Source organism: Marinobacter albus (assembly GCF_030238305.1).
In the GTDB taxonomy this organism is placed as follows: domain Bacteria; phylum Pseudomonadota; class Gammaproteobacteria; order Pseudomonadales; family Oleiphilaceae; genus Marinobacter; species Marinobacter albus.
On the sequence record NZ_JASSQD010000001.1, the window covers coordinates 2,338,744 to 2,362,596 of the forward strand.

Consider the following 23,853-nt stretch of genomic DNA (forward strand, 5'->3'; position numbering starts at 1 on the left):
AGGAAAACAGCCCGGCATCTGTACCGGGCTGAAAGGTATTCATTCGATGGGCCGGATCCTGAGAACCGCCATGTCTCCGCTGTTACCGAAGACGAGCAGGTTACCATTGCTCAGCCGCTGTGCCGGTACGCGTATACCCTCATCATCGAATTCGAACTGCCCCTGGAAGCTGCCATCTTCCCGGGAGAGGATGTGCAGGTAACCCTCGAAATCGGCAGTAACAAGGTAATCTTCCACCACCATGGGCTGGGTCAGCTGCCGCCAGGATAACCGATCCTGAACCCAGAGTTCCCTGCGGTCAGAGCCTCGCAACGCCACGATATCGCCGTTGGCGGATGCCAGATAGATTTCACCATCGCCAATCATCGGCGAATACAGGCTGGACGCCTTGCGGCTCCAGATCTCCTGCCCGGTGCGGATGTCCACCAGCGCCAGCTTGCCCTGGTAACCCACAACCAGCACTGCAGAATCGAGGACCAGAGGCTGGCCGGTAATATCGACCAGACGCTCCAGTTCCGTTCGTCCCTGGGGCTGCCCTACTTCGTATTGCCACAGCGGCTGGCCGGCCTCTGCACTCAGCGCAATGAGCTTACCATTGGCGAAGGATGCAAGGACCACGTCTCCCCCCACCAGAGGCGCAGCCGCAGCGCGAATCGAGAGGACCGGAACGACGCCGTCGTATTGCCAGAGTTTCTCACCGCTCTCGGCGTCAAATCCCAGCACCCGCCCATCGGTGGTCTGCGCAACCACCAGTTGGCCATTGGACTGGGGGGCAGCCAGGACTTCAGTTGGCAAGGCCGCACGCCACAGTTCTGTGCCGTCTTCCCGCGACAGTGCCAACAAATCGGCCTCTCGTGTCGCAAGGTAAAGCCGTTGACCGTCTCCGCCGACGCCGGCGAAGATCCGATCACTGAGTTCGGTCTGCCAGATCACCTTGCCATTTTCAGACTGGACCGCATAAACCTCACCATCCGCGGAGGCCGCATAGAGAAGATCACCGGCATTCAGAGGCGCGAGGTAGAGGAAGTCTTCGTCATGACCGTCTCCCACAGACATGCTCCAGACCTGCTTGAACTCTACCGAGCTTTCAATTTCCGGCAACGGAGCGGGTTGTTCAAAGGTGTCAGTGGAACTGCAACCGGCGAGCCCCATGACCGCGAGCAAGCCGCTCACAAGTCCGGCACGCACAAATCTGTTGCGATGGCGTCGCATCAGGCGTCCTCCCCGACACCGAGATCAGACAACTTGAGCTGCAAGACGCCGCTTCGACCCTGCTGACTTTGCTCTCGCGCTGTCAGATAAGCTTCACGTGCGCCCTCTTTATCGCCCTGGGCCAACAGGATATCTCCCCGAAGCTCCGAAAGAATTGCATCGAAAGCATCCGAATTTGATGCAGAGTCGATGGTGGCGAGCGCGTCCTCGTATTTTTTGGCATCGAACTGAGCGCGCGCCAGGCGGCTTCGAACGACCAGCGCCAAAGCCTCGTGCTCCCCGCTCTGCTCCAGCGCCCAAGAGAGGGAGTCAATCGCCGCCGCCGCATCGTCATCCATTAACTGCTGCTTGGCCAGGATCAGGTTACCGTACACTGCGTAGGCACTGCCGGCATAATCTTCCCGCAGTGTTTTCGCCACAAAGGCAACGGTGTCTCCGCTGTTTTCATCTGCCTGTTCACTGAAGGCATTCAGGAGGTTGGCGAACTGGTTCGCGGCTTCGGTGCGCTGCTGCGCTTGGTGGTTTTGCCAGGCCTGCCAGCCAAAAACGATGGCCAGGGCAGCACCGATACCGATTAGCAGAGAGCTGCCATTTTTCTTCCACCAGTCCTTAATCGCCTGGACCTGTTCTTCCTCGGTGCGCAGTTCAGCCATGTTGACTCCTGTAGTCGGATGCTTTGCTTTTGTTAAAGTTAGATTCAGTTCTTAAGCGCTTCAGCCAGTGCCGGTGCAAGCTCCTTCCAGGTGAGCTCTCGCTGAGGCTCATCTGAGCGCAGGGGTTTGAGGCCGGCGGTGCCGTTTGCCACCTCATTCTCACCGAGAATAACGGCGTAGCGGGCTCCGCTCTTATCGGCCTTTTTCATCTGGCTTTTAAAACTGCCGCCGCCGCAATGGGACACCACCACGGCTTCCGGCAACGCGACACGCAGCTCCTCCGCCAGAGCCAATGCGGGTGCCATGGCGCCCTCACCCATCGCCGTTACGTAGACGTCAGCATCGCTGTTTACATGCGCCGGAACGAGATCCAGGGTCTCGAGCAGCAGAATAAGCCGCTCCAGCCCCATGGCAAAGCCAACGGCCCGGGTTGGCTTGCCGCCGAGCTGCTCCACCAGTCCATCGTAACGCCCGCCGGCACAGACAGTACCCTGGGCGCCCAGGCTGTCGGTGATCCACTCGAACACGGTTTTGCCATAGTAATCAAGGCCGCGTACCAGCGCCGGGTTCACCGTATAGGCAATACCAGCGGCATCCAGCAGTTTACGCAACCTGTCGAAGTGAGCGCGGGATTCCTCGTCCAGATAGCTGTCAAGTTTCGGGGCGCCAGCCAGAATCTCCCGGGTCGACGGATCCTTGCTATCGAGGATGCGCAGCGGATTGCTCTGCAACCGGCGCTGGCTGTCCGCATCCAGATCAGACTTGTACTGATTAAGGTACTCAACCAGAGCCTGACGGTAGACCTTGCGGGCTTCCGACGTGCCAATGGAATTGATCTCCAGACGGGTATGCCCGGCAAGGCCCAGCTCTTTCCAGAGCCGGGCGGTAAGGACCAGCAGCTCCGCATCAATATCCGGCCCCGCCATGCCAAAACATTCCACGCCTATCTGGTGAAACTGGCGATAACGGCCCTTCTGCGGACGCTCATGGCGAAACATCGGGCCGGTGTACCATAAACGGCGGGTCTGATTGAACAGCAGACCGTGCTCTTCTGCAGCACGAACACATCCGGCCGTCCCCTCGGGTCTCAGGGTCAGGCTGTCGCCGTTACGGTCGTCGAAGGTATACATTTCCTTTTCGACGATGTCCGTAACCTCGCCGATGGAGCGCTTGAACAGTTCGGTCTGCTCGACGATAGGCATCCGGATTTCCTGGTACCCGTATTGGGAGAGCACCTTTCGTACGGTGTCTTCAACAAACTGCCAGACGGGCGTCTGTTCGGGCAGGATATCGTTCATCCCGCGAATTGCCTGAATCTTAGCCAAGTTAAACCCTTAAACGTATTTCGGAGTAATGATGTCGGAAAATCAGACGGGATCAGCTGCCCGAGCGGGCGATGATGGCGTCTTCCTCTTCCTTGCGCCGAGCAACTTCATCGCGAATCAGGCGTTCGAGGTCGTCGGTCAGCGTCGCGTTATCAAGCTTCTGGTTCGGTTTCCCTGCCATATAGAACAGGTTCTTCGGGCTTCCACCGGTCAGACCAATATCCGCTTCTTTGGCCTCACCCGGCCCGTTCACTATGCAACCAATGATGGCAACATCCATCGCCGTATTCACATCTTCCAGGCGAGCCTCGAGGTCATTCATGGTCTGGATGACATCGAAGTTCTGGCGGGAGCAGCTCGGACACGCGATGAAGTTAATGCCGCGGCTGCGCAGGCGAAGACTTTTCAGGATGTCATAACCAACCTTGATTTCCTGGACCGGGTCAGCCGCCAGGGAAACACGAATGGTGTCGCCGATACCGTCCATGAGCAGCATCCCCAGACCAATGGACGACTTCACGGTTCCGGAACGGAAGCCGCCGGCCTCAGTGATGCCCAGATGTAATGGCTGCTCAATCTGGGCCGCTATCTTACGGTAGGCCGCAACGGTCATGAACACTTCCGAAGCCTTCAGGCTTACCTTGAAGTCCTGGAAATCATGGCGGTCAAGAATGTCGATGTGACGCATCGCGGACTCGACCAGCGCATCCGGTGTTGGCTCTCCGTATTTCCGCTGGAGTTCCTTTTCCAGGGAACCGGCATTCACACCAATCCGGATCGGAATATTCCGGTCGCGGGCGGCACTGATGACCGCACTGACCCGATCTTCCCGGCCAATATTCCCGGGATTGATCCGAAGGCAGTCAACCCCGAGTTCTGCCACTCGTAGCGCAATTTTGTGGTCGAAATGAATATCCGCGACCAGGGGAACGGAAACCTGATCCCGGATTTTTCCGAAGGCTTCCGCGGCATCCATGCTCGGGACCGACACTCGAACGATATCGGCGCCAGCGTCCTGGAGCGCCCGAATCTGTCCGACGGTGGCATCCACATCACAGGTGTTGGTGTTGGTCATGCTTTGAACCGCAATCGGCGCATCGCCACCAACAGGTACGTTGCCCACCATGATCTGGCGGGATTTGCGTCTAACGATTGGGGACTCGTGTTTCATGCGTTACTGACCGATTTCAATTGGTTTCAAGTTTCAGATCGTCAGGGTAAATTCTGACCGATTATTTACGACAGGATAACCGCCCATGTCCACCGGCTCGCCCTGGAAACTGATCGAGCCAACGGCATCGACTGCGCCGATTACGACCCTGAGCGGCACCTCACCGGACACATCAATCTGGTCGCCACTCCGCTGCAATGAATTGACCAGGCGATTTCCGGCAGCATCGCTGACCTGTACCCAGCAATCACCGGTGAAGGTAATCTGCAACCTTCCGGTATCGGTCACTACCACCGGCTCAGCCGGATCCTCCAGTAGGGGGTCCGTCGTTTGGGTGACCACGGGGGCGGACTCAATCGGGTCCACCGTCCGGTCACTGGTCACTGAATCCTCGGCCATTGGCTCGAGCGGTTCGGTGGCCTGGGTCCCAGCCACCTCGTCCGTAACCTGCGCCGCGCCGTTCGAATCATCCGTCGCATTCTCCGGCTCGGGCTCGGAAGCAGGCTCTGCCGTCTCCTCTGTCTCCATGCCGGCGGCACCATCAATCTCGGGAGCAGCTGACTCCGTCCCGTTCCCGGATCCATTGTCTGCAGGCTCTTCCTGACCGGCCTTTTCCGCTACTCCGGATGGTGACACGGTTTCAGGCTGCGGCAATACGAAGGCGAAAACCAGATAGCCGGCAAGCCCCGCAACACACAACAACAGAGCCAGTTTGGCAACTCGACGTTTTCTCCGGCGCCGCCGCTCAATATCGACCAGTGGATGGGCCTCGAACTCCTGCTCACGCTCCTGGCGCATTGGCTCGAGTTCCCGGTCAAGATCGGCTATTACGTCGCTGGCTTCCAGCCCGACTTGCTTGGCATAAGCCCTGACGTACCCTTTCAGGAAGAGTTCACTGTCAATCTTCTTGTAGTCCCCTGCCTCGATTGCCTGAATAACAGCCGGCCTCAGATGCTGGGCCTTGGCAACGTCGTCGGCACTCAGGCCTCTCTGTTCACGTGCACGCTGCAGTTGCTGCCCTACAGGATCACTGCTCGTTGGCTGGGAGGTTTCTTCACTAGTCATTAGAAATCAGCACCTTATATTGTTGGTATTCGACTGACTCCGGGAAATTATTCTTAAGCTGCAGTGCCAGGCTGGCTTCCTGGTTGCGGTTATCCAGATGACGGGCGATCCGGATGCCCGTCAACAAACTTTCAGGTGAGTGACGAAGACGGTCGTTTCTCTGCATCATTGAGGCAAGTCGGGTATAATAGCGCGCGGCTGCATCGTAATCTCCCTGATCTGCCAACACGCGCGATAGCGCTAGCAAGGAGCGGGCGTCGCCCCTGGACAACTCCACAGCGCGGCGATATGAGTTCGCTGCATTATCGAGTTCGTCCAGGCGTTCCTGGGTCATCCCCAGGTTGAAAAAGACTGAGCCCCTCTCCTTGTATTCGGTGTCCCGTGACGCTGCCCGAAACTGGTCCCGTGCCTCCTCGATACGACCCTGTCCGTAAAGAAACGCGCCATAGTAAACGCGGGCACGGGTGTACCCCTGATCTGTCGCGATGGCCTGTTTAAAACTGGACTCGGCAAGCTCGGCTTCGCCCTCGGCGTTGTATACGAGGCCCATTGCGGCCTTCGCTGCAGGGCTGTCGGCGTCCAGATCGAGTGCACGGTCAAGATGATGACGGGCGCGGTCGAGGTTACCCTGACCAATATAGGCAGTGGCCAGCTGAACGTAATCCTCCACCGCTTCCTGGCGGTCCGCCTCACGGGAGAAGCGACTGTCGGTGGTCGTGACGCAACCTGTGACAAACAACGCGGCTAACATCAGCGCCGCGACAGAAAAACGCCAGCTCGTCGATCTATAGGTCACAGTTTCGCATTCCTCGCTTCAACTCGTTGTCGGTGCCTTATCAGGGATTAACCTGCTGGACCTCGATGTATCGTTTGCTTCGACGGGTACGATCCTCAACCCTGCCCACCAACTGGCCGCATGCCGCATCGATGTCATCGCCACGGGTCGTTCTGATGGTAGCTATGTATCCGGCTTCATTAAGAACCGCCTGGAACCGGCGGGTTGCATTCATGCTCGGCCGACGGAAATCGCTTTCCGGAAAAGGATTGAAGGGTATCAGATTGATCTTGCAGGGAAGATCCCGAAGCAGCACCGCAAGTTCACGGGCGTGTTCCGGTTGATCGTTCATTCCCTCAATCACGGTGTATTCGATGGTGGCCTTGCGCTTGTCTGGTAACCGGGCGAAGTATCGCTTGGTGGCCGCAAGCAGCTCCGAAATCGGATACTTTTTATTGAGCGGTACCAACTTGTTACGGAGTTCATCATTCGGGGCATGCAGGGAAATAGCCAGTGAAACATCGGTAACTTCCGCCAGACGATCAAGTGCCGGAACGACCCCGGATGTGCTCAGGGTGACCCTGCGCTTCGAGATGCCGTAAGCCAGATCCTCCATCATGAGATTCATGGCATCGACAACGTTGTCAAAATTCAGGAGGGGCTCACCCATCCCCATCATGACCACATTGGTAATGGGACGATCCGGGCCCGGCTCAAATGGCATGAAGGCCTTGCGCGCAACCCACACCTGGCCGATTACCTCGGCTGCGGTCAGATTACGGTTGAAGCCCCGTTTACCGGTCGAGCAGAACGTACAGTCCAGGCTGCACCCGATCTGCGAGGAGACACAGAGCGTTCCACGCTCGCCATCGGGAATCAGTACTGTCTCAACACTGTTGCCGTTGTCCATGCGCATTACCCACTTGCGGGTACCGTCCTTGGACGTCTCGTCATAGACCACTTCAGGGCCACGAATTTCAGCAACCTGCTTGAGTTTTTCCCGGAGCGCCTTGCTCATATTGGTCATTTGATCGAAGTCATCAGCCCCACGCTGATGAATCCACTGCAAAACCTGAGTGGCACGAAAACGCTTTTCCCCCAGGGTCTCGAAGAAAGCCTCAAGCTTGGCTTTCGGCATCCCCAGAAGATTGGTTTTTTCAGCGGCCGCTGTCATTTTATAACCTCGATCAGATAACCAATTCGGGGGCAGGCCAACAACGACCGCCCCCGATCAACAGGATCAACCGCGCGGGCAGATCTCGTTGTCATTGAAAAAGTACGCGATTTCACGCTCAGCTGACGCCGCAGAGTCAGAGCCGTGAACGGCATTTGCGTCGATAGAGGAGGCAAAGTCCGCGCGAATGGTGCCCGCGTCTGCTTCCTTCGGGTTAGTTGCACCCATCAGATCACGGTTCTTGAGGATTGCGCCCTCGCCTTCCAATACCTGAACAACCACGGGACCGGAAGTCATGAACGCCACCAGGTCATTGAAGAAGGGGCGTTCTTTGTGTTCGGCATAAAAACCTTCAGCCTGTTGCTGGGTCAGGTGCATCATCTTGGCAGCGACGATGTTCAATCCAGCCTTTTCAAAACGGCTGTAAATTTCGCCGATCACGTTCTTGGCAACTGCGTCGGGCTTGATAATTGAGAGCGTGCGCTCATTCGCCATGGTGTTTCTCCACTAGGGTTCAGGTTAAAATTCCGGCCTGCGATTATACGCAGTCCAAGGGCAACTGCCTACCGCACTGCACGCAGTCGGCTAACAACATCAACTATTTGCGAACTGGCAAAAGCCACTTCCTCGGCCGTGGTAAACCGGCCGAAAGAAAAACGCAGCGCCCTGTGGGCCTGCTCGTCGCTCAAACCAATTCCACGCAGGACAAACGATGGTTCGATCGTGGCCGAAGCACAGGCTGATCCCGACGAGACGGCCAGATCCCTTAGACCCAGCATCAGGGACTCCGCCTCGACTCCGTCAAAGGAAAGATTCACGATGCCTGGCACGCGAAACTCGGCGCTACCGTTCAGACTGACACCATCCAGACCTTCGAGGCCGCCAAGGAAAGAGGTCCGCAGGCGTTCCAGCTCTTCCACATCCGACTCAAGGTACTCCTGGGCAATGGAGAATGCCTTACCCATGCCCACTATCTGATGCGTCGGCAAAGTCCCGGAGCGCATGCCTCGCTCGTGTCCACCGCCATGAATCTGAGCTTCGATACGCACATCCGGTGAACGTCTCACATAAAGCGCCCCGACACCCTTTGGACCGTAGACTTTGTGCCCGGACAACGACATCAGATCGACCGGCATTGCCGTAACATCGACTGGCATTTTGCCGACTGCCTGGGCTGCATCGACGTGAAAGAGCACACCTCGCTCACGAAGTTCGCGACCAATGGCGGCAACATCGGTCACACATCCCAGCTCGTTGTTGACCAGCATGAGACTGACCAGAACCGTATTGTCCCGTAAGGCATCGGTCACCTGATCCGGATGAATTCGACCATCCCGGTCCGGTGTCAGCCAGGTCACGTCCGCGCCATGCTGTTCAAGCCATTTACAGGTATCCAGCACGGCTTTGTGCTCGATGGATGAGGTCACGATGTGGACGTCAGTTCGTCCGGCAACCGCACCCTTGATGGCAAGATTGTCCGACTCAGTGGCGCCGGAGGTCCAGACAATCTCTCTGGGATCAGCGTGGATCAGTTGGGCAACTTCACGACGCGCCGCCTCAACGGCAGCCTCCGCCCTCCAGCCAAAGGCGTGTGATCGTGATGCCGGGTTCCCAAAGATCCCATCGGGCGTCAGGTATTTAACCATTTCTTCGGCGACAGACGGATCAACGGGCGTCGTCGCCGCATAATCCAGATATACGGGCTTTTTCATGGTATCAAGGAGTATTATTTCAGGCCGGCGCCTGGTCAGACAGGCGTTCGGTATTAATCGTTTCAGAGCCGTTGTCAGACTGACGGCGGTTCTGCCGGTCCGCAACCTGGCGGATTTCATGCTTCTTCATCAGGTCGCCGAGGCTGATTTCACTCAGGAACTGATGAATCTGGTCACTCAGATCAGACCAAAGGTGGTGGGTCAGACACTTCTCGCCTTTCTGACAGTCCCCTTTGTTGCCACATCTCGTGGTGTCCAGAGACTCGCTAACGGCATCCACAACTTCCGCTATGAACACCTGCCCGGCCTCGCGGCTCAGACGATAACCACCGCCGGGACCACGAATACTGACCACCAGATTCTGTCGGCGCAGACGGGAGAAGAGCTGTTCCAGGTAGGAAAGTGAGATTTCCTGACGGGCTGAAATATCGGCAAGACTCACCGGCCCCTGGTCTCCGTGCAGAGCCAGGTCCAGCATTGCCGTGACGGCATAGCGGCCTTTGGTGGTCAGCTTCATGGCATCAGCCCCGTGATGGGATTGAATCTCGAAATACAGCAGCGAGTATGAATTGACCCACTAATTCAGTCAAGTATTCACCCCCGGGGCTCCTCGCTCTCATCACGAACGCAATCAAAATCTTCTTCCTGCAGCGGCGGCAATTCACCGTTCTGGTATTCGATGTTTACCTTGCGCAGGGCCTTGCACATGTTCTCAATGCGGTCGTCCACTGCGTGCATGTGGTCCAGGAGGGAGCGCACGGCGCGCGCAACGGGATCGGGCATCTCTTCCGTAACACCATAGGCATCGAAGCCCATGCGCTCTTCCATTTCCTTGCGGCGCACATCATCATCTTCACTCGGGCGCTTGACGATGATTCGCCCGGGAATGCCGACAACAGTGGCCCCGGCCGGTACCGCCTTGGTTACCACCGAATTGGAACCGACCTTGGCGCCCGCTCCCACTTCAAATGGTCCGAGAATCTTGGCGCCGGCACCCACGACCACTCCGTCGCAAATGGTCGGGTGCCGTTTACCCTTATTCCAGCTCGTGCCACCCAGAGTAACCCCCTGGTACAGGGTCACATCGTCTCCGATAACGGTCGTCTCACCAATAACGACCCCCATGCCGTGATCAATAAAGAACCTTCTGCCAATGGTCGCCCCCGGATGGATTTCGACTCCGGTCAGCCAGCGGGCGATCGTGGAAATTGTGCGGGCAATCCACTTGAGACCGAATCGCCAGAGTCTGTGAGCAAGCCGGTGAAACAGGAGGGCATGAAGGCCTGGATAGTTGGTCAGCACCTCGAAAGTGTTCCGGGCCGCCGGGTCCCGATGAAAAACGCTGTTGATGTCTTCCCTTAAACGCTCAAACATGGCCATTATCCTGCCCCGTCGCCTTCGAATCGGCCTCGGTTATTTTACTGTCAGCCTTGGCGCCAGCAGCTTTCTGCACTGACGTCAGTATGCCTCTGAGTATATTGATTTCCATCTGGTCCAGTCTCGCGCGCTGGAACAGTCGCCGCAAGCGCGTCATAAGCTGGCGTGGATTTTCCCTTCGGTGAAAATCCACATCCACCAGTACCTGCTCAAGATGGCCAAAAAAGCCTTCCACGTCGTTGACGGGTGCGGGAGGAACATCCCATCCCGGATCGCCAGGCGCCGTCATGGGTTTTAAGTATGGGCTTCCCTCACCACCTTCAAGGCTACGCAGAAAATGCATCCTTAATTCGTAGCACATGACCTGGACGGCCATCGCCAGATTCAGAGAGCTGTAATCCGGATTGGACGGTATATGAATGTGGTAATGACAGCGTTGCAGTTCCTCGTTACTCAGGCCATGATTCTCCCGACCAAATACCAGCGCGACTGGGCCGTTGGTCGCATTTTCCGAGGCCGCCACAGCTGCTTCCGGAGGCGCAATAACCGGCCAGGGCACTTTCCGCCCCCGGGCACTGGTTCCCATTACCAGAACGCAGTCCGCAAGCGCCTCGTCCAGGGACGAAACAACGTTTGCCCGATCCAGCACATCAGAAGCGCCCGAGGAACGGGCGTAAGACGCCTCGTCCGGGAAAGAGTTCGGGTTGACCAGCCACAGATTCCCGAGGCCCATATTTTTCATGGCACGAGCCACCGCACCAATGTTGCCTGAGTGAGAGGTCTCGACCAGAACGATTCGGATCTGATCCTGAAATGAGTCAGTGCCCTCCAGGGGAAGTGCCGGCTTGTGCATTGAGTATGGGTCCAGACTGATTTAATTGAGGCGGGCATGATAGCAGAAAACCAACGCGTCCCGCCCGTCCGGAGATGCCGTAATCCTTTGGTATCCGTGCTATTGCTAAGTCAAAAAACATACAAGCGCCCTGATCTTTTGCTATGATACCCGGCCTTCACACACCCGGATAATGAACACTCAGATGCAACCAGCTATTAAAATGGCCCTGCGCGTCGCGCGTCAGGGGTCCGATTATCTGAAAGCCCATTTCGAGCGCCAGGAGCCCGCCGGTAAGGACGACGAAGAACGCCGCCGTCAGCTGGATCGGGTCGAGGAGTCAATTTACGACAACTTTGCGGAGCAACTCGAAAAGGCCTACAAGGACCATAGCATCGCCCCTCTGAACGAAGCGAATGCAGGAACCAGCGAGAGAAGCTGGCACGTTTTCCCGGTTCTTGGTCGCGAAAACTTCCTGAGGGGCATCCCGGAGTTTGCCCTCGCCCTGGCCCAGAAAAAGAACAACCGCACCGAAAACCTTCTGGTGATCAACCCGGTAACCGGCGAAGAATACTCCGCCAGCCGCGGACACGGGGCGGCACTGAATAGCCGTCGGGTTCGGACGTCCGACATCAAGCACGCCAACAAGGCTGCAATTGCCACTAACCTGCTGGATCAGGCGCGCAGAAGCGAAGACACTCAACTGTGGGGCGAAATGGCCTCCGTCCTTGCCCGTGAATCTGCGATGTTCCGCACTTCTGGCTGTGTGGTTCTGGATATTGCCCGCGTATCTGCCGGCAACCTGGACGCAGCCGTCATCTTCCGCCCGGAGATGGTAGATCTGGATCTAGGCGTAACGATGGCCATGGAATCAGGCGCCCTGACCGGCGACTTCTCCGGCAACCCCTCAACTGGCAGTGCCCGCCAATTGGTAGTGGCCAATCCCAAGCTGTTCCGGGAAGTCCTGAAATCACTTCACCCGTTCCGGGGGCGTCTGCCCCGCTGATCGACCAGCAAGCAGCCATAAAAAAACCGCCTTCCCAAGGGAATGGCGGTTTTTTTGTTTCCGGTGATCCAGTTACATCCGGTTCAGCCACTCTGGGGGTTGTTCCTCTTCTTCTGCATCAGCGGCTCCCTCTTTCGCCGGGAGCATCAGGTCTTCCCGTGATACACCAAACGCAATCAGCAGGTTCGCAGACACATAAATGGAGGAGTAGGTACCAACAATCACACCGATAATCAACGCCAGCGCGAAGTTATTGATGGCCTCACCGCCAAACAGGTACAACGCAAACAGAACGACGAGAGTCGTACCGGAGGTATTGATTGTTCTGCTGATGGTCTGGTGGATCGAGGTATTGATCACGTGCCAGGAATCACCCACCCGCATTTTTCGGAAGTTTTCCCGAATCCTGTCGGCCACAACAATGGTGTCGTTCAGGGAGTAACCGATCACCGCCAGCAACGCCGCCAGTACCGTCAGATCGAAGGTCCACTGGAACAGGGCAAACACACCCAGAACAATGATCACGTCGTGCGCCAGTGGCAGGACAGAGGCAATACCGAACTTGAACTGGAAGCGCATACCGACGTAGATCAGCACTACCGCCAGCGCAAGCAGAAGCCCGAGACCACTGTCTTCCCTCAACTCCTCGCCAACCTGAGAGCCGATGAACTCGGAGCTGATAAGCTCGAGATTTGCGCCTCCAGCGGTCAGCGCGTCAGTCACCTCGCCCCCCAGTTCGTCATTACCAGCCTCGGCGAGTCGAACCAGAACCGTAGTGTCGGCACCAAAGTTCTGTACTACGAACTGCTCGTAGCCTGCCTCATTCAGCGTGGAACGAATTTCATCCAGTTGCGGCGCCTCGGCATACTCGAATTCCACTGACGTGCCGCCGGTGAAATCCATACCCAGGTTCAGGCCCCGAACTGCCAGCAACACGACGGAGGCAACCAGCAGCGTGATCGAGAGAACGGAAGCGAGCTTCCGGAACCCCATGAAATCAAATGGTTTATTCTCTTGCTCAGACATTTGCCAGCTTTCCTCCGATCGACAACTTCTCGATCTTTCGACCGCCATATACAAAATTCACGATGCTGCGACTGACCATAAGGCCGGAGAACATCGAGGTCAGGATACCCAGACACAGGGTAACGGCGAACCCTTTTACCGGGCCGGAACCCATGGCAAACAGGATTACCGCGACGAGCAGGGTCGTAATATTGGCATCGAAAATGGACACGAAGGCCCGGGAATACCCGGCACTGATGGCCGACTGGGGCGGAACCCCTGCCTTGAGCTCCTCCCGTATGCGTTCAAATATCAGGACGTTGGCATCGACCGCCATACCCACCGTGAGTACGATACCAGCGATGCCCGGAAGCGTGAGCGTTGCCGACAGGATGGACATGCAGGCAATGAGCAGCATCAGGTTGAGGGTGAGCGCCACGTTGGCGACCAGACCGAACCCCCGGTAGTAAACCAGCATGTATAGGAGCACCAGCCCGAAGCCGAGTGCTACGGACATCACGCCGGCATCAATGTTTTTCTGGCCGAGGCTCGGCCCAATTGTGCGTTCCTGCACAAAATACATCGGTGCGGCCAGCGCGCCTGCGCGCAGCAATAGGGCCAGCTCTGCGGCTTCCGGAATGGAATCCAGGCCGGTGATACGGAAACTGCTTCCGAGTGCTGACTGGATCGTGGCCAGGCTGATGATGCCCTTCTCCACAACCCGTTTGTCGACAGACGTCATTTCACCGTCGACCATCCGGTTTTCCGTTTCCGTGCGGAATTCAATGAATAGCACAGCCATGCGGCGCCCGATCGCGTTCCGGGTCGCACGGTTCATCTGGTCTCCACCGACAGAATCCATCGTGATGTTGACCTGAGGCTGACCATTCTCGTCAAACGCCTGCTGGGCGTTCGCGACATTATTACCGGTTGTGATGACGTCACGCTCAAGACGCGCGGTGCGCCGGGGGTTGTCGCGGAAGCCAAATTCCTCGACCTCACTGGCCGATGCGTCCTGACGCGCCTCCAGGCGAAACTCGAGATTTGCAGTCGCGCCCAACACTCGCTTGGCCTGGGCTGTATCCTGAACCCCTGGCAACTCAACGATAATCCGGTCGGCGCCCTGGCGCTGAACAAGCGGCTCGGCAACGCCAAGCTCATTGACGCGGTTGCGGATCGTGGTGAGGTTCTGCTCGAGGGCATATTCCTGGATGGATTTCACCTCGGCCTCTGACAGCGACAATACGATCTGACGCTCGCCGTCCACGGTTCTCTCATCCATCAGAAACTGGTTGTACTGGTCACGGATCAGGTCAAATGCCTCGGCACGGGGTTGTTCGTCGCGGAAGGTAAGAACGATCTGCCGCTGACCCTCTACGTCACCGCCGCGATAGCGGATCCGCTCTTCCCGAAGATCACCCTTGATCTGGCTGGAAAGGGCTTCCAATCGCGTGTTCAAAGCCGTTTCCATATCCACCTCCAGCAGGAAGTGGACGCCACCGCGCAAATCGAGGCCCAGTTTCATCGGACCGGCGCCAAGACTTTTCAGCCACTCCGGGGTCGAAGGTGCCATGTTCAGTGCAACCAGATAGTCGTTGCTCAGTGCCGACTGAACAATCGGACGGGCCTGAAGCTGATCCTCGCCACTGGTAAGACGAATCAATGCATCCCGGTCCTGAAGCGTACTGCTTTTTACCTCAATGCCCTCCGATTCCAGCGCTTTGACCGCGCGATCGAGAACGGTTGAGTTGACCTCGGTACTGCTGCGAGCACCGGTGATCTGGATGGCGTAATCGTCAGGAAAAAGGTTGGGCAAGGCGTAGATAAATCCGATCACGAGCGCGACCAGGATGACCAGGTTTTTCCAAAGCGGATACTTGTTCAGCATGGGATCCCTTTTAGCCGACCCGAAGGTCGGCATGGTGTTTCAGCCAGAAAAAATCAGTCCGTCAGGTTACGGACTCCGGCTCAGATGTCCTTCAAGGTGCCTTTCGGCAGAGCAGCGGCAACGGCTACTTTCTGCACCTTGATTTCTACGTTGTCGGCGATCTCTACCACGATGAAATCGTCGGTTACCTTGGTGATTTTGCCGGCAACACCACCGGACGTAACAATTTCATCACCCTTGTTCAGGCCGGACATCAGTGCCTTGTGCTCTTTGGCACGCTTTGACTGCGGACGCCAGATCAGGAAATAGAAAATCAGGATGAAGCCGGCGAAGAAAATCACCTGACCCATGACACCCATACCCTGCGCTCCCGGGTCCTGGGCCATGGCCAGTGCAGGCATAAGTGCCAGAAGGCCGGCTACGAGCAATTTGATTGATTTCATTGAGTATCTCCGTTGGTTTTTAAGAAATTCAGTCGGCACCGAGCGGCGGCACTGTTTCGCCGCGCAGTGCATAGAAGTCGGTTACAAAGTCGGACAATGTACCTGCTTCAATGGCCCCACGCAATCCAGCCATGAGGTTCTGATAGAACCTCAGGTTATGAATCGTATTCAACTGCGATCCGAGCATTTCTCCACACTTATCCAAATGATAGAGATAACTCCTCGAAAAGTTCTTACAGGTATAGCAGTCACAGCGCTCGTCCAACGGGGCCGTGTCGTGACGATGCCGGGCATTGCGGATCTTGACGATCCCAGTGGAGGTGAACAGGTAACCGTTCCGGGCGTTCCGGGTCGGCATGACGCAATCGAACATGTCCACGCCCCGACGAACCGCTTCGACCAGGTCTTCCGGCCGTCCAACACCCATCAGGTAGCGAGGTTTGTCCTCTGGCATTTTCGGCGGAAGATGATCCAGAATCCGGATCATGTCTTCTTTCGGCTCCCCGACAGACAGACCACCAATGGCATAACCGTCAAAGCCGATATTGGTCAACCCCTCCAGGGACTGGTCGCGCAGGCCCTCGTACATGCCACCCTGGACAATACCAAACAACGCCGCCGGGTTCCCCTCATGGGCCAGCTTGCTGCGCTCGGCCCAGCGCAGGGAAAGCTCCATCGAGTCCTTGGCCTGGCGTTCGGTCGCCGGGTAAGGCGTGCATTCGTCGAAGATCATCACGATGTCGGAGCCAAGGTCACGCTGGACCTGAATGGCAATTTCCGGTGACAGCTTTACCGGCGAACCATCAACCGGTGACCGGAAAGTCACCCCTTCTTCCGTAATTTTCCGCATGTCGCCAAGACTGAACACCTGGAAACCACCGGAATCGGTGAGGATGGGACCGTTCCATTGGGTAAAATCGTGAAGGTCACCGTGGGCCTTGATTACCTCTGTCCCGGGACGCAGCATCAGGTGAAACGTGTTACCGAGAATGATTTCGGCGCCGATTTCGTGGATGTCCCGGGGCAGCATGCCCTTCACCGTGCCATAGGTGCCTACCGGCATAAACGCTGGAGTCTCGACCGTGCCACGGGGAAAAGTAAGCCGGCCACGACGCGCCCGGCCATCTTCTCCAAGCTTTTCAAAGGACATGAAACAGGACTGGCTCAAAGTGACTCCCCGGTGTTATCTGAGGTTGAATTGTAGGTGGTGTCGGAAGCACCGAGCAGCATACCCCGGCTTGGCTCCTGACAGGTGATAAACATGGCATCGCCATAGCTGAAGAAACGGTACCGCTCCCCGACAGCCTCTGCATAGGCATCCATAACATTACGGAAACCGGCAAAGGCACTGACCAGCATGATCAGGGTCGATTCGGGCAAATGGAAATTGGTCACGAGGACATCCACGGTCTGGAACCGGTAACCCGGACTGATGAAGATATCGGTTTCACCCTGGAACGCCCGCAGACGACCTCCCCGGCTGGCCGACTCAAGGGAGCGGACGGACGTTGTTCCCACCGCAACGACCCGGCCACCCCGGGCCCTCGTCCGCTCTACAGCGTTCACAGTTGCCTGGGGAACCTGGACCACTTCGCTGTGCATCACATGATCATCAATCCGGTCCACACGCACGGGCTGAAAGGTACCTGCACCCACATGCAGCGTGACAAACGCAGTCTCAATCCCCTTGGCGCGAATCGTTTCAAGCAGCGCGTCATCGAAATGCAGGCCGGCCGTGGGTGCCGCAACGGCGCCTGCCTCCCGGGCATAGACGGTCTGGTAGCGTTCACGATCCGTGGATTCGTCCGGACGATCGACGTACGGCGGCAGCGGCATGTGACCGATGCGTTCGAGGACCTCAAGCACGGACTCCGACGTCTCGCAGACGAGCTGGAACAGTGCCTCGTTACGACCGACCATACGCATGAAGGTGCCGTCCTCAAGGATCACCGCCTGGCCTTCCTTCAGCGCCTTGGAAGCGCGCACATGCGCAATGATCTCGTGGTCGCCGGTGACCCGTTCGACGAGTATTTCGACCTGCCCGCCGGTTTCTTTCTTTCCGAACAGGCGCGCCGGGATCACCCGGGTGTCGTTGAACACCAGCAGGTCACCCGGTTGAAGCAGCTCGGGCAGGTCGGTGAACTGCCTGTGTGCAGTCTCACCGGACAATCCGTCCAAGCATAACAGGCGTGACGCAGTGCGCTCCCTGAGCGGATACCGGGCGATCAGCTCGTCCGGCAAATCAAAGTGGAAATCAGAGACGTTCATAGAAAGGAATGTCGAGGCGCGACAGCAGTTGTGAAAAAGAATGCGGAATTTACCACGGAATGCGTCTCGCCTGAACAACCAGAACGTTTATTCTGGTTTCGGACTGCGTCCCGCGGTGCCGATATACAGGTAATTGCTGCGCAAATTCCGGTACGAGCCCGGCGGCGTGATGTTCTGCACGGAGATCACCAACCCGGGCTTGCTGGCGGAAGTGAACCGGGTTGCCAGCCCGAGGTAGTTACCATCTCGTTCCCGGGTAACGGTTTCCTTCTGCCAGTCACTTCCCACACATTCCTCAACAAAAGCCAGGCTGTTCTGATACCTTTGCTCGGCAACCTCCTCCACGGGCGTATTGGCGGAACAGACGTACGCACTGTCGCCACCCGCCCACAACCAGACCTCGCAATGCCCTTTCACCAACTCCTCCCTGGCCCTGAACAGCGTGAACGAGTCAAAATCATTGCGCGCCCCCCGATAACTCGCAAAGCCGTTATCAAAATCCGCAATGATTGATTGCAGGCTTTCACACGGATCGGAAACCCCCAGAGATAAACGCGAATCGCTTGCACAACCGGTCATACCCAATGACACGGCAACGTATAGCCATCTTGGGAGAATCGCGTTCATTTTTGCTCCGCCGCATGGGGCAGGGTTTTCCTCAGCGCTTTCACGACAACCTTGCCAAAATCCCTGGCCGCCGCATCGAGGGAATCGGGATTAACCGTGTTTGAATAAAGCTGCCAGACGGGATTGCCGGAAACCGAATCGAAGAGCGTGGATTTCAGTACGTAGTTTGTGGTTTCTTCAAAGGACGGTGGCACCACCGTGGTGTCCATGTAAGTGGTGGATGCCAGCGGACCGATTGAAGTGACGATCGGCTGATAAACCACCTGCTCAGGCACGTAACGGGATTCACGGTTCTTCCGGATCAGCGAAACCACCAGAACACCGTCGTACCCACCCTCTCTCGCATCCTCCGCGACCAGTTTCTGAAGTTCGCTGGGGTTCTCCCAGGGGACGGCGGCATTCGGCTCCTGGAACCGGCTGGCCTCAAACTCACTCTTATTCATCTCTGCCACCAACTCGGACTCGACCGCGGCTCGAACCCGCTCCTTTTGGGTGACCGCAAACACAAGAATCCGCTTGTAGGTCTTATCGACTTCGGGGACGGCTTCTATGCGCTGAACCTCGGTGATTGAACCGGCGCACCCCGCCAAAAGCGCGACAATAAAAAGGTAGGCAATTTTCAACATGTCGGTCCCTCTCAAGTGTTCGCTGCTTTCCCTACAACACACGTCTGTTAAAGATAGATCAATTCAAAAGCTACGCAATTGATTTTACGATCCAAAACCGACGACGAGAGTGCTGACAGAGGAAAAATCGGGGCAGAGGCAACCCATTCGAAGAGCACAACAATACTGGGACTGGAGCACAACAGGCTCGAGAGGTCCGGGGGTTCCCGGAGAATGGTAGCGGCGGGCGGACTCGAACCGCCACGGGTTTTACCCCAACGGATTTTGAATCCGTCGTGTCTACCAATTTCACCACGCCGCCATCAAAGAGAGAGGCGATTATACTGAGCTCGCTCGCGAAATCAATAACGCCAGCGGACAGATCCGCCCACTGGTTCAATTATTTACAGTCTGTCGAACAGGGACAGCCGGGAAACCTGAGCGAAGGACTGCTGGGCCGCTTGCAGGACAAAGCTCTGGAAGCTCAGGTTGCTGATGGCCTCAGCGTAGTCCACATCCTGCAGCTCTGACCGGATCTGGTTGGTGTACACCGACGAATCCTCAAGAAAATTCTTGGTCGACTCCACCGCATTCATCCGCCCACCGAGTTCCGTTTGCTTGAGGACGATACTTTCCTGCGCGTTATCAAGATTGTTCAGGGAATCGGCAATTAATGTATCAAACTGGGCGGCGCTCTTGGCCGTGTCCTTGCCCAGCGAGTCCAGGCCGGCAATCAGGTTCTCAATGGTCTTGAAGACCGATTGTTTGTCACTGATGGCAAGCGTGAATTCATCACCGGGAGCCGCATCGCTCACCGTAACGCTGATACCGGCCACCTCGAATTCCTCACCGATGACGGCGGGCGACGGAGTTGTTGCCAACACGGTTGCAGGCACAGTATTCCGGTTTTCGGCGATGACTTCCCCCGCCCCGTTGACCGTCAGCTGGATGTCATTGGGGACGGCCCCACCGAACGCGTTCTGCAGGGCATCGCCGTCCGCCAACTCAACACCCGAAATGTATGAGCCCGGGCTATTGCCAGCCGCCTCTACGCCGGTGATGGCCTTCGGCACGGTTACGAAAATCCCCTTACCGTGATCGCTGATCGGCACCGTGACACCGTCGTCAATTTCCAGAACACGCTGACCCTCATCACCCTGATACTGCCAGCTGCCATCCGCAGCCTGGACAAATGCCTGCTTTGTGCCCTGAAAACCACTGAAAATGTACTCGCCGGAAGGGTCGCGGGTGTTCGCGACATCGGCCAACTGATCCAGACGCTCCTTGAGTTCAGAGGAAATGGACTGACGGTCATTTGCAGAGAGCGAGCCATTGCCCGCCTGGACGGTCAGCTCCCGCACCCGCTGAATGATATCGATGGAACTTTCCAGCGCGCTCTCTTCCTGGTTCAACCGGTTGTCCGCGAGGTTTACGTTGCGCTGATAGGTTTCTACCCGCGACAGCTCCTGATCAAGCTTCAGAATCCTGGCTGCCGCCACAGGATCATCCGACGGTTGGTTGACCCGTTTTCCGGTGGAGATCTGCTGTTGAGTGTTGTTCAGGCTGCTGTTCAGCTCCTGAAGGCGACTGATCCCGCCGGAAAAAATCTGCTGTGATGAAATTCGCATCATCTCACGTCACCTCACGCTGCCTTAAAGACCGTTACCCGTTCCATTACCGGAAACTCTGTAACAGCGTATTGAACAAATCCTGCGCCACCGACATCACCTGTGCGGACGCGTTGTAGGCGGCCTGGTACTGGATCAGCCTGCCCGCTTCTTCGTCCAGATTGACGCCAGACACGGATTCCCGCTGATTGGTCGACTGCTCCAGGAGAGTCTTGCCGGCATCCATGTCGAGCTGGCTCTGGCGCGTTTTAACGCCAATATCCTCCACCAGGCCCGCATAACCTTCGGCAAAACTCTGGCTGCCGTTGTTCAGGGTGTTGGCGGTTCCAAGGGCCGCCAGAAACTCAGCATTTCGGTTGTCGGATACACCATTGCTGTTATACCCGATCACGAAGCTGTCACCGGGCGCGGGTTCACCGTTGACCTCAAACTGGAAACCCCGGTACCCGGGATCGGACGGGTCCTCCGGGAAGAGTTTGTTCGACACACCGGGGGTAAAAGTGTTCACCGGAGGAACGGCGCTCGCATCGCCCGCTTCCAGAATGGCGCCACTGGAGGCGTCGTAGACGTCATAAACCAGGGTTCCGGCGTCATCCCGAAACCGGATTTCCAGCGGGGGCGACAACTGGCCTTGCTGGGAAAACGCCGGCAACACCGAACTGGTGAAAGGGTTCCGCACGTTGAGCATGGTGCCCTGATCAATCGCACCGGTGCCTATGTTCTGGTCGCCGGCCTCGGCCCGGATCGGACTCGCGAAGGCCAGATCCTCCTCCCGGGCAACTTCAAGGCCAATGCTTTCTGCCGCGTTCCTGGTGGGCAGGATCAGGTACTTGTCACCGGGATTGAACGTGCCCCCTTCGACGCGGATATTAAAGCCAGGCATGGAGATCTCGGATTGCACCGGGTCCGGCAAGCGGCCCTGATTGACGGTCTCCCCGGTGGCCTTGTCGATCAATTCAAAACTGCGACCATCACCACTGAACTGCAGCGTGTAGGTTCCGGCTGCCAGCGCCGCGCTGTCAGTGATCTCCACCGCCAACCGTCCGGTCTGGGGAGACTGATTGTTGGCATTGGCGACGACCCGGCTGCGCTGGGCCTCCAGCGAGTTGATGTCGGTGAAGAACAGGCCACCGAGATCGCCCTCCAGATCCATGCCGATTTCATGCTGATGGTTCATCGTGGCCGACAGGGCGATGGCAATTCGCCCCAGCTCGTCGAACGCCGGTTTCAGCGCTTCATTATCGAACCGGCGCAGGCCGCCAAGTTTGCCGCCGGTGATCTGCTCATCAATATTGAGGGTGCGACCACCGTTGGAGAGCGTGAATGACAGCCTTGTCGGGTCCTCGGCACTTTCCTCGGTCCCGAACTGGGCGGCGTTGCTGCCGACCACCAAAGACAGGCCATTAGTCAGCGAAACATTGACCTGACTGCCCTCACCCTCGGTGACTTTGATGTTTACCAGCTCCGAAAGCTGCCTGAGTTTCTCGTCGCGCTTATCGAGCAGTTCATTGGGCATCTGGCCCTGTGCGATGCCGGGTGATTCCGAAATGGCGAGGTTCAGTTCGGCAATGCTTTTGAGCAGGGTGTTGGCATCCTTGACCCCCTGTTCCATCTGGGTTTTGACCGATTCCCGCTGCTGAATAAACTCCTGATTCAGTGCCTGGAACCGATTGACGATTTGCTGGGCCTCGCTGAGCACCAACTGGCGTTGCGGGAGCGAAGTCGGATCTTCCGCGGCGTTCTGAAGGGCGGCAAAAAAGTTGTTCAGTGCATTGCTCAGACCCGTGGACTCGCCACCGAGCAGGTTGTCCAGCCTTGTCAGCTCAGAGTTCAGGGTTTCCTGCTCACTGAACAGGGTACTGTCCTCCCTGACCTGCTGGACCAGGTATTCATCCGCCAAACGACGGATATCAGAGATACTGACGCCGCTGCCAATGGTGCCTGCTCCGGTTCGCTGGCCTTCCAGGGTCTCAAAAAGTACTTCCTGGCGGCTATAGCCCGGCGTATTCGCGTTGGTGATGTTGTTGCCGGTAGTATTCAGAGCCGACTGATGGCTCAGGATGCCGGTCAGGCCAATGCCGATAAGTCCCGCCATATCAGTTACTCCTTCATCCCTTCACTGCCCATGGACAGCGTCATCAGTGAATCACGGCTCATAATCCGTCGGATCTTTTCACCGTAGTTGGGGTCGGTTGCGTAACCGGCTTCCTGAAGCTTGTCTGCAAACAGATCAGGCTGATCCGCGACCGAGAGCACGTCCCGGTAGCGGGGGTTGGACTCAAGGAAAGACACGTAGTCACGGAAACTCGCTTCGTAATCCGCGTACGCCCTGAAATCCGCCTGCTCTTTCAGCGGCAGCCCCTCACGATATTCCGTGGTGGTGATCGTTACCGCATCGCCCTGCCAGCGGCTGTCGGCCTTGATGCCAAACAGGTTGAAACTCGGCCTGCTGTTCTCGCCCCTGATCATGTGTCGCCCCCACCCGGTTTCCAGCGCGGCCTGGGCGACCATCAGCTTCGGATCGATTCCGGAATCACGGGCGATGCGCTCGGCCACCGGGAGGAGTTCACGGACAAAGTGCTCCGGAGAATCGAACCGCTCGGGCAACGCCCCGGCATCGGTCGCCGATTCCGGTTTGGCATTCCGGACAACCGTCTCAACCTTCTCGAGCTGCTCCGGCAGGCGTGTGGACAGAGCCGGCAGACTGCGATCGTAATCGGCGAGACTCGCCCTGTGTCCGGCAAGCTTGCCGCCCCGATTATCCAGACCCGGAACCTGCTGACCCAGTTGACGCACCAGTGCTTCGGCAAGTCCGGTTCCCTGCCCCTTCGCCATGGTCAGGCTCAACTGGCTGTCAAACATGTCCCGGTAAAATTCGGATTGGCTGCTATTGAGGTAATTCCCCTCGGCAAAGACGTCTCCGGCCTTGCGCATGGATTTCAGCATTTCGGACAGAAACAGGCTTTCAAACTGGCGCGCCACTTCCTCAAGTGCGGCCTGCTTGTCGGTACGGGCCTGGGATTTCAGGGCATTCAATCCACTGAAATCGGTATAAACCTGAGCCTGTTTAACCTGATAGTCCTGCAT

At 57.2% G+C, this 23,853-nt stretch carries 23 protein-coding genes and 1 tRNA gene; 1 reads left to right on the forward strand and 23 read right to left on the reverse strand.

The features are described 5' to 3' along the window. Nucleotides 1-39 precede the first annotated feature (39 nt). The 12 genes from bamB to trmJ all read right to left on the reverse strand — a co-directional run bounded on the left by bamB (nt 40) and on the right by trmJ (nt 11,317). On the reverse strand, nt 40-1,212 hold the full coding sequence (bamB, locus tag QQF73_RS10845) for an outer membrane protein assembly factor BamB (RefSeq protein WP_285368205.1): 1,173 nt from the start codon (nt 1,210-1,212) through the stop codon (nt 40-42). Then, complete coding sequence (locus tag QQF73_RS10850) at nt 1,212-1,865, reverse strand: YfgM family protein (protein ID WP_219865453.1); 654 nt, start codon at nt 1,863-1,865, stop codon at nt 1,212-1,214. Before QQF73_RS10850 ends, bamB begins: the two co-directional genes overlap by 1 nt. A 44-nt stretch (nt 1,866-1,909) precedes the next feature. Then, nucleotides 1,910-3,190: a histidine--tRNA ligase gene (gene hisS / locus QQF73_RS10855; protein ID WP_285368206.1), complete on the reverse strand. Its 1,281-nt coding sequence runs from the start codon at nt 3,188-3,190 to the stop codon at nt 1,910-1,912. Between the two features lie 52 nt (nt 3,191-3,242). Further along, nucleotides 3,243-4,361 carry a flavodoxin-dependent (E)-4-hydroxy-3-methylbut-2-enyl-diphosphate synthase gene (ispG, locus tag QQF73_RS10860; RefSeq protein WP_285368207.1) on the reverse strand — a complete coding sequence of 373 codons (1,119 nt, stop codon included), beginning with the start codon at nt 4,359-4,361 and terminating at the stop codon, nt 3,243-3,245. Nucleotides 4,362-4,394: 33 nt separating this feature from the next. Then, the gene (locus tag QQF73_RS10865) at nt 4,395-5,426 is read right to left on the reverse strand and encodes a RodZ domain-containing protein (RefSeq protein WP_285368208.1); all 1,032 of its coding nucleotides are present in this window, start codon (nt 5,424-5,426) and stop codon (nt 4,395-4,397) included. Beyond that, complete coding sequence (pilW, locus tag QQF73_RS10870) at nt 5,419-6,177, reverse strand: type IV pilus biogenesis/stability protein PilW (protein WP_219865930.1); 759 nt, start codon at nt 6,175-6,177, stop codon at nt 5,419-5,421. The genes QQF73_RS10865 and pilW overlap by 8 nt, the downstream gene beginning before the upstream one ends. Nucleotides 6,178-6,262: 85 nt before the next feature. Beyond that, nucleotides 6,263-7,375 (reverse strand): dual-specificity RNA methyltransferase RlmN, encoded by a 1,113-nt coding sequence (gene rlmN / locus QQF73_RS10875; protein WP_219865449.1) that lies wholly within the window; start codon nt 7,373-7,375, stop codon nt 6,263-6,265. Nucleotides 7,376-7,441: 66 nt separating this feature from the next. Continuing rightward, on the reverse strand, nt 7,442-7,870 hold the full coding sequence (ndk, locus tag QQF73_RS10880; protein ID WP_219865448.1) for a nucleoside-diphosphate kinase: 429 nt from the start codon (nt 7,868-7,870) through the stop codon (nt 7,442-7,444). A 68-nt stretch (nt 7,871-7,938) separates the two neighbouring features. Then, nucleotides 7,939-9,087, reverse strand: a complete 1,149-nt coding sequence (locus QQF73_RS10885) for an IscS subfamily cysteine desulfurase (RefSeq protein ID WP_285368209.1) — start codon at nt 9,085-9,087, stop codon at nt 7,939-7,941. Between the two features lie 19 nt (nt 9,088-9,106). Next, the gene (gene iscR / locus QQF73_RS10890; protein WP_219865446.1) at nt 9,107-9,604 is read right to left on the reverse strand and encodes a Fe-S cluster assembly transcriptional regulator IscR; all 498 of its coding nucleotides are present in this window, start codon (nt 9,602-9,604) and stop codon (nt 9,107-9,109) included. A 77-nt stretch (nt 9,605-9,681) separates the two neighbouring features. After that, a complete protein-coding gene (gene cysE / locus QQF73_RS10895) occupies nt 9,682-10,461 on the reverse strand; it encodes a serine O-acetyltransferase (RefSeq protein ID WP_219865445.1) in 780 nt (259 codons plus the stop codon). Next, nucleotides 10,454-11,317, reverse strand: coding sequence for a tRNA (cytosine(32)/uridine(32)-2'-O)-methyltransferase TrmJ (gene trmJ / locus QQF73_RS10900; RefSeq protein WP_285368210.1), 864 nt, complete (start codon nt 11,315-11,317; stop codon nt 10,454-10,456). The genes cysE and trmJ overlap by 8 nt, the downstream gene beginning before the upstream one ends. A gap of 184 nt (nt 11,318-11,501) precedes the next feature. Here trmJ and QQF73_RS10905 point away from each other — a divergent pair, with 184 nt between their 5' ends. Then, nucleotides 11,502-12,302, forward strand: coding sequence for an inositol monophosphatase family protein (locus QQF73_RS10905; protein ID WP_219865443.1), 801 nt, complete (start codon nt 11,502-11,504; stop codon nt 12,300-12,302). Between the two features lie 72 nt (nt 12,303-12,374). Here the strand turns inward: QQF73_RS10905 and secF are convergent, their stop codons facing one another. From secF to flgJ, 11 genes are all read right to left on the reverse strand, one after another. Continuing rightward, entirely contained in the window at nt 12,375-13,328 is a 954-nt protein-coding gene (gene secF, locus QQF73_RS10910; RefSeq protein ID WP_219865442.1) for a protein translocase subunit SecF, read from the reverse strand. Further along, nucleotides 13,321-15,195, reverse strand: a complete 1,875-nt coding sequence (gene secD, locus QQF73_RS10915; RefSeq protein WP_219865441.1) for a protein translocase subunit SecD — start codon at nt 15,193-15,195, stop codon at nt 13,321-13,323. The genes secF and secD overlap by 8 nt, the downstream gene beginning before the upstream one ends. An 80-nt stretch (nt 15,196-15,275) precedes the next feature. After that, the gene (gene yajC / locus QQF73_RS10920; protein WP_228743231.1) at nt 15,276-15,581 is read right to left on the reverse strand and encodes a preprotein translocase subunit YajC; all 306 of its coding nucleotides are present in this window, start codon (nt 15,579-15,581) and stop codon (nt 15,276-15,278) included. 85 nt (nt 15,582-15,666) lie between these two features. Beyond that, nucleotides 15,667-16,788, reverse strand: coding sequence for a tRNA guanosine(34) transglycosylase Tgt (gene tgt / locus QQF73_RS10925; protein WP_285368303.1), 1,122 nt, complete (start codon nt 16,786-16,788; stop codon nt 15,667-15,669). A 14-nt stretch (nt 16,789-16,802) separates the two neighbouring features. Further along, nucleotides 16,803-17,906 (reverse strand): tRNA preQ1(34) S-adenosylmethionine ribosyltransferase-isomerase QueA, encoded by a 1,104-nt coding sequence (gene queA, locus QQF73_RS10930; RefSeq protein ID WP_219865439.1) that lies wholly within the window; start codon nt 17,904-17,906, stop codon nt 16,803-16,805. Between the two features lie 87 nt (nt 17,907-17,993). Next, nucleotides 17,994-18,533: a hypothetical protein gene (locus tag QQF73_RS10935; protein WP_285368211.1), complete on the reverse strand. Its 540-nt coding sequence runs from the start codon at nt 18,531-18,533 to the stop codon at nt 17,994-17,996. Then, entirely contained in the window at nt 18,530-19,159 is a 630-nt protein-coding gene (locus QQF73_RS10940) for a hypothetical protein (RefSeq protein ID WP_219865437.1), read from the reverse strand. Before QQF73_RS10940 ends, QQF73_RS10935 begins: the two co-directional genes overlap by 4 nt. Nucleotides 19,160-19,373: 214 nt before the next feature. Further along, a tRNA-Leu gene (locus QQF73_RS10945) sits at nt 19,374-19,460 on the reverse strand. 82 nt (nt 19,461-19,542) lie between these two features. Beyond that, on the reverse strand, nt 19,543-20,769 hold the full coding sequence (flgL, locus tag QQF73_RS10950; protein WP_285368212.1) for a flagellar hook-associated protein FlgL: 1,227 nt from the start codon (nt 20,767-20,769) through the stop codon (nt 19,543-19,545). 43 nt (nt 20,770-20,812) lie between these two features. Next, nucleotides 20,813-22,861 (reverse strand): flagellar hook-associated protein FlgK, encoded by a 2,049-nt coding sequence (gene flgK / locus QQF73_RS10955; protein WP_285368213.1) that lies wholly within the window; start codon nt 22,859-22,861, stop codon nt 20,813-20,815. Between the two features lie 5 nt (nt 22,862-22,866). Then, on the reverse strand, nt 22,867-23,853 hold the full coding sequence (gene flgJ, locus QQF73_RS10960) for a flagellar assembly peptidoglycan hydrolase FlgJ (protein WP_285368214.1): 987 nt from the start codon (nt 23,851-23,853) through the stop codon (nt 22,867-22,869).

Excerpts from the sequence above, each read along its gene's own strand:
- bamB (WP_285368205.1), bottom strand. The coding sequence starts at position 1,212 with ATGCGACGCCATCGCAACAGATTTGTGCGTGCCGGACTTGTGAGCGGC.
- QQF73_RS10850 (WP_219865453.1), bottom strand. The coding sequence starts at position 1,865 with ATGGCTGAACTGCGCACCGAGGAAGAACAGGTCCAGGCGATTAAGGAC.
- ispG (WP_285368207.1), bottom strand. The coding sequence starts at position 4,361 with ATGAAACACGAGTCCCCAATCGTTAGACGCAAATCCCGCCAGATCATG.
- QQF73_RS10865 (WP_285368208.1), bottom strand. The coding sequence starts at position 5,426 with ATGACTAGTGAAGAAACCTCCCAGCCAACGAGCAGTGATCCTGTAGGG.
- pilW (WP_219865930.1), bottom strand. The coding sequence starts at position 6,177 with ATGTTAGCCGCGTTGTTTGTCACAGGTTGCGTCACGACCACCGACAGT.
- rlmN (WP_219865449.1), bottom strand. The coding sequence starts at position 7,375 with ATGACAGCGGCCGCTGAAAAAACCAATCTTCTGGGGATGCCGAAAGCC.
- ndk (WP_219865448.1), bottom strand. The coding sequence starts at position 7,870 with ATGGCGAATGAGCGCACGCTCTCAATTATCAAGCCCGACGCAGTTGCC.
- QQF73_RS10885 (WP_285368209.1), bottom strand. The coding sequence starts at position 9,087 with ATGAAAAAGCCCGTATATCTGGATTATGCGGCGACGACGCCCGTTGAT.
- iscR (WP_219865446.1), bottom strand. The coding sequence starts at position 9,604 with ATGAAGCTGACCACCAAAGGCCGCTATGCCGTCACGGCAATGCTGGAC.
- cysE (WP_219865445.1), bottom strand. The coding sequence starts at position 10,461 with ATGTTTGAGCGTTTAAGGGAAGACATCAACAGCGTTTTTCATCGGGAC.
- trmJ (WP_285368210.1), bottom strand. The coding sequence starts at position 11,317 with ATGCACAAGCCGGCACTTCCCCTGGAGGGCACTGACTCATTTCAGGAT.
- QQF73_RS10905 (WP_219865443.1), top strand. The coding sequence starts at position 11,502 with ATGCAACCAGCTATTAAAATGGCCCTGCGCGTCGCGCGTCAGGGGTCC.
- secF (WP_219865442.1), bottom strand. The coding sequence starts at position 13,328 with ATGTCTGAGCAAGAGAATAAACCATTTGATTTCATGGGGTTCCGGAAG.
- secD (WP_219865441.1), bottom strand. The coding sequence starts at position 15,195 with ATGCTGAACAAGTATCCGCTTTGGAAAAACCTGGTCATCCTGGTCGCG.
- yajC (WP_228743231.1), bottom strand. The coding sequence starts at position 15,581 with ATGGCCCAGGACCCGGGAGCGCAGGGTATGGGTGTCATGGGTCAGGTG.
- tgt (WP_285368303.1), bottom strand. The coding sequence starts at position 16,788 with ATGTCCTTTGAAAAGCTTGGAGAAGATGGCCGGGCGCGTCGTGGCCGG.
- queA (WP_219865439.1), bottom strand. The coding sequence starts at position 17,906 with ATGAACGTCTCTGATTTCCACTTTGATTTGCCGGACGAGCTGATCGCC.
- QQF73_RS10935 (WP_285368211.1), bottom strand. The coding sequence starts at position 18,533 with ATGAACGCGATTCTCCCAAGATGGCTATACGTTGCCGTGTCATTGGGT.
- QQF73_RS10940 (WP_219865437.1), bottom strand. The coding sequence starts at position 19,159 with ATGTTGAAAATTGCCTACCTTTTTATTGTCGCGCTTTTGGCGGGGTGC.
- flgL (WP_285368212.1), bottom strand. The coding sequence starts at position 20,769 with ATGATGCGAATTTCATCACAGCAGATTTTTTCCGGCGGGATCAGTCGC.
- flgK (WP_285368213.1), bottom strand. The coding sequence starts at position 22,861 with ATGGCGGGACTTATCGGCATTGGCCTGACCGGCATCCTGAGCCATCAG.
- flgJ (WP_285368214.1), bottom strand. The coding sequence starts at position 23,853 with ATGCAGGACTATCAGGTTAAACAGGCTCAGGTTTATACCGATTTCAGT.